A 4,311-nucleotide genomic window follows, 5' to 3' on the forward strand; every position below is an offset into this window, starting at 1 on the left:
TGTTCAACATCTTTTATCAACTCGGATTTATCGATTTTTCGCTGACGCGTAGTCGATGCTTTTGGCTCTATTTGATTAATCCAACGCGATACAGATGCACAGCCAATCCGAAATTGCTTCGCTGTTTCTCGGATACTCAACCCTTCTTCTTCCATCGTAAATATCGCTTTACGTCTAAAATCAATTGAATAGCTCATATAAATAATGTCATCAAAATTAAGTCGCTTAGCTATATTAACAGTTGGAATTAAATTGGGTTGTATTAACCATGCAATATTAACCACACAGGCCATTGAGCAAAGTGGTTTATTATTGGCAGGCTGGGTGGCTAATGAAATTCTTTTACCGGGTCAATATCAGCAGGATTATTTGTTAACATTACAGCAACGGTTGTCAGCACCATGTTTAGGCGTTATTCCGCATTTGCCGAATTGGCAATCTCATTCGATTGGCAAATTTGTCAATTTAGCTAACCTACTGTAATAGGAGTAATTTTTGGGCTAAAGCGGCATAACGCTTTAGCCATATTTTGCTTGAATTAGCTTAATTGCAACAAATGAAATACTATTTTTTTGCTTAAAAAATTTTTTTTGTGATTATTTTTTGGCAAAAATTTTTGCTAATGCTCAAGTGAAAATATTACAACTATTGATGCTGAAAAGAATTTCTTTAGTTATCCACTATTTCTGTGGATAACCTTGTGTATTAGATCTAGAAAAGTTACTCTAAGCGAGATAGGATGAGGCTTGGCGGGCAGTTGATGCCATTCTCGGCTCTGAAGTAAAATTTTATAAATATTAACATGTTATATAAAATCAAGTCTGAAATGATATATAATAAAGTTTTACTTTGCCTGATTAGCATAAAATATAAAATATAATTCAAGGTAAAAAGCTTGGGGATAACTAAGTTATTAAAATGATAAATATATATAAATATATTGGTTGTGGATGAAACTGGGTTTTTATTTTTGCTGTCATTCAAACTGTTTTTTATCCAGTATGATAAAGAAATATTTTTAGTAGAGAGGGTTAGATGAGTAAAGTCTTCAAATTGCATGCTGAATTTCAACCTGCCGGTGATCAGCCTACAGCGATAAAGAAATTAATCGAAGGTCTTAATGATGGATTGGCTCATCAAACCTTACTTGGTGTCACCGGATCGGGTAAAACATTTACTATCGCTAATATTATTGAGCAGGTTAACCGCCCGGTAATGGTAATAGCTCACAATAAGACGTTGGCTGCACAATTATATAGTGAGATGAAGGCTTTTTTCCCTGACAATGCGGTGGAATATTTTGTTTCTTATTATGATTATTATCAACCAGAAGCGTATGTTCCAAGCTCCGATACCTTTATCGAAAAAGATGCTTCTATTAACGAACATATTGAACAGATGCGACTTTCTGCCACTAAAGCACTGCTTGAAAGACGTGATGTTATTGTTGTTGCTTCGGTATCAGCAATTTATGGTTTAGGTGATCCTGATAGCTATCTAAAAATGATGCTTCATTTAACCAAAGGTATGATTATTGATCAGCGAGCTATCTTACGCCGCCTGGCTGATTTGCAATATAGCCGCAATGATCAAGTATTTCAGCGAGGAACATTTAGAGTTAGGGGGGAAGTGATTGATATTTTTCCTGCCGAATCAGATCAATATGCGTTACGAGTTGAATTATTTGATGAGGAAGTAGAACGGCTAGCGCTTTTTGATCCCTTAACCGGACAGATCCAACATAATGTACCTCGATTTACCATTTATCCTAAAACCCATTATGTAACTCCACGTGAGCGTATCCTTGAAGCCATGGAGCAGATTAAAACTGAATTGGCACAAAGACGTAAATTACTACTGGAAAATAGTAAACTAGTTGAAGAGCAGCGGTTAACACAGCGTACCCAGTTTGATTTAGAGATGATGAATGAATTGGGTTATTGTTCTGGTATTGAAAATTATTCACGTTATCTTTCTGGCCGTGCAACCGGTGAACCACCACCAACGTTGTTTGACTATTTACCCGCAGATGGTTTATTAGTTATTGATGAATCGCATGTCACCATCCCACAGATTGCTGGTATGTATCGTGGTGATCGCTCGCGTAAAGAGACATTGGTAGAATATGGTTTTCGCTTACCTTCGGCGTTAGATAATCGCCCATTACGTTTTGAGGAATTTGAAGCACTTTCCCCACAAACAATTTATATTTCTGCCACGCCAAGTAAGTATGAATTGGAAAAATCGGCAAATGAAATTATTGAGCAAGTTGTCCGGCCAACTGGCTTACTCGATCCTGAAATTGAAGTTCGTCCGGTAGCCACCCAGATTGATGATCTGTTATCTGAAATCAATTTGCGTACAGCGGTAAATGAACGGCTGCTAGTAACAACGTTAACCAAAAGAATGGCAGAAGATTTGACCGATTATCTGCAAGAACATGACATAAAGGTTCGTTATTTGCATTCAGATATTAATACCGTTGAACGGGTTGAAATTATTCGTGATTTGCGATTAGGCGTATTTGATGTTTTAGTGGGCATTAACTTGTTGCGTGAAGGGTTGGACATGCCGGAGGTATCGCTAGTTGCTATCTTAGACGCAGATAAAGAAGGATTTTTACGTTCAGAGCGTTCATTAATTCAAACGATTGGGCGTGCAGCGCGTAACCTGAAAGGTAAAGCTATTTTATATGGCGATAAAGTTACTGATTCAATGGCAAAAGCGATTAAAGAAACGGAACGTCGTCGCGAAAAGCAAATCGCCTTTAATCAACAGCATGGTATTGTACCTAAAGGTTTAAATAAAAAAGTTGGCGATATTTTACAAGTCGGTGTACCAGTATCGGCAAAAGGTAAACATAAACAACCGCAAGTATCACCGATTATCGAAGATTATCAGAAACTTTCGACCAAAGAATTGGAGCTTAAAATTCAGGCGTTAGAAGCACAAATGTATGGTTATGCACAAGATCTTGAATTTGAACAAGCAGCTAGTTTACGCAAGCAAATTCAATTGCTACGTGAACAGTTTATTGCTAATTCTTAAAGCATTAGACAATTTTTATCCGCAGTGCGGTGCAGCCACGCCCTCTAAGGCGGGGTGGGTGCCAAGCAAGCCGTTAGCTGGCATTCGGGTAAGGAGATAAGTTAAAAGGTTTAAGTTGATGAATTTTGTGTGCCATGTCTTCAATAGCCTGGCGCAATAAATCTCGATCATGACGGTAACAGAAATTTTGGTCAGCCAGTTTTTTTCCAGCACGATTCGATCTGGTAGGCTTGATGTATCGGTTACTGGACTAGCGATAACCGCATCAATTTTCTGTTGGCCAATGTGTTTTTCAATCATTGCAATTTTTTCGGTTAGTTGCATATTGGCAGCGGGTTGGTTTAGTTCTTTACCAAGATTACCAATATAGATGATTGCTGCCCGGGATGCTTGTAATGCTTGCGTTAGCTCATTCATTAGAAATAAAGGCATCAGGCTGGTTAAAAAGCTACCTGGGCCAATGATGATCAAATCAGCATTATGGATAGCATCGACAGCTTCTGGCGTGCAACTTACCTGAGGAGATAACATTAATTTTTGTGGTAGTGAGGTGAGTTGATCAACATTAACTTCGCCATAGATTTCATTGCCCATCAAATCGATTGCCAGTAAATCAGCTGGTTGCTCAGACATAGCAATAAGATGCGTCTTCATTTTTAATAGACTACTGATTAAGTTGATGGTATCTAACGGCCTAACACTCAGATGATCAAGCGATTTTTACCATTAAGTTACCCAGATTATGGCCACCAAGTTAACCATTACCGGCAAAACGATATTCAAACATAGTTGATGCAATCGACGGTTCCGTAATTAATTGGTTTAAACAGTTGCGCCTATCTCCCCAGGCAATACCACCTTCAGAACGGCAAATTCGACCGGGTAGAGCCACCATCATCAGTTGTAGTGACAATCCCTGTTAATTGACAATTTAGAAAGGCAAGGGATGACATCACCCGACCCAAGCCATGACCACCAGCCAGCGCGACAACTTGGTCTAAATTATTAAGAATACTGCGATTATGCAATACTTCCTCTATTTTATTAGAGCTAAGCGACTTAATTTTGATGACATTATTTATATGAGCTATTCAATTGATTTTAGACGTAAAGTGATATTTACGATGGAAGAAGAAGGGTTAAGTATCCAAGAAACAACGAAGCAATTTCGGATTGGCTCTGCATCTGTATCGCGTTGGATTAATCAAATAGAGCCAAAAGCATCGACTACTCGTCAGCGAAAAATCGATAAATCCGAGTTGA

4 protein-coding genes and 1 pseudogene are annotated in these 4,311 nt (G+C 38.3%); 3 read left to right on the forward strand and 2 right to left on the reverse strand.

Translation table 11 applies throughout. The annotated features are described in order from the left end of the window. Positions 1-197: IS630 transposase-related protein (locus ARSQ2_RS10160; RefSeq protein ID WP_238334451.1), on the reverse strand; the 197-nt coding region annotated here is incomplete at its 3' end. Between the two features lie 7 nt (positions 198-204). Here ARSQ2_RS10160 and bioD point away from each other — a divergent pair. Together bioD and uvrB are read left to right on the forward strand one after the other, a co-directional pair. Continuing rightward, on the forward strand, positions 205-483 hold the full coding sequence (gene bioD / locus ARSQ2_RS10165; protein WP_181995230.1) for an ATP-dependent dethiobiotin synthetase BioD: 279 nt from the start codon (positions 205-207) through the stop codon (positions 481-483). Positions 484-1,035: 552 nt separating this feature from the next. Beyond that, on the forward strand, positions 1,036-3,048 hold the full coding sequence (gene uvrB, locus ARSQ2_RS10170) for an excinuclease ABC subunit UvrB (RefSeq protein ID WP_181995231.1): 2,013 nt from the start codon (positions 1,036-1,038) through the stop codon (positions 3,046-3,048). A gap of 73 nt (positions 3,049-3,121) precedes the next feature. Here the strand turns inward: uvrB and yvcK are convergent. Beyond that, positions 3,122-4,076: pseudogene (yvcK, locus tag ARSQ2_RS10175) on the reverse strand (uridine diphosphate-N-acetylglucosamine-binding protein YvcK). Positions 4,077-4,130: 54 nt separating this feature from the next. On the opposite strand from yvcK, the gene ARSQ2_RS10180 reads away from it, so the two are divergent. Beyond that, on the forward strand, positions 4,131-4,311 hold a 181-nt coding region (locus ARSQ2_RS10180), incomplete at its 3' end, for an IS630 transposase-related protein (RefSeq protein ID WP_238334452.1).

This window comes from Arsenophonus endosymbiont of Bemisia tabaci Q2 (assembly GCF_902713415.1).
In the GTDB taxonomy this organism is placed as follows: Bacteria; Pseudomonadota; Gammaproteobacteria; order Enterobacterales; family Enterobacteriaceae; genus Arsenophonus.

What these genes read in the sequence shown, in the direction of transcription:
- bioD (WP_181995230.1), top strand. Translation starts at nt 205, where the DNA reads ATGTCATCAAAATTAAGTCGCTTAGCTATATTAACAGTTGGAATTAAA.
- uvrB (WP_181995231.1), top strand. Translation starts at nt 1,036, where the DNA reads ATGAGTAAAGTCTTCAAATTGCATGCTGAATTTCAACCTGCCGGTGAT.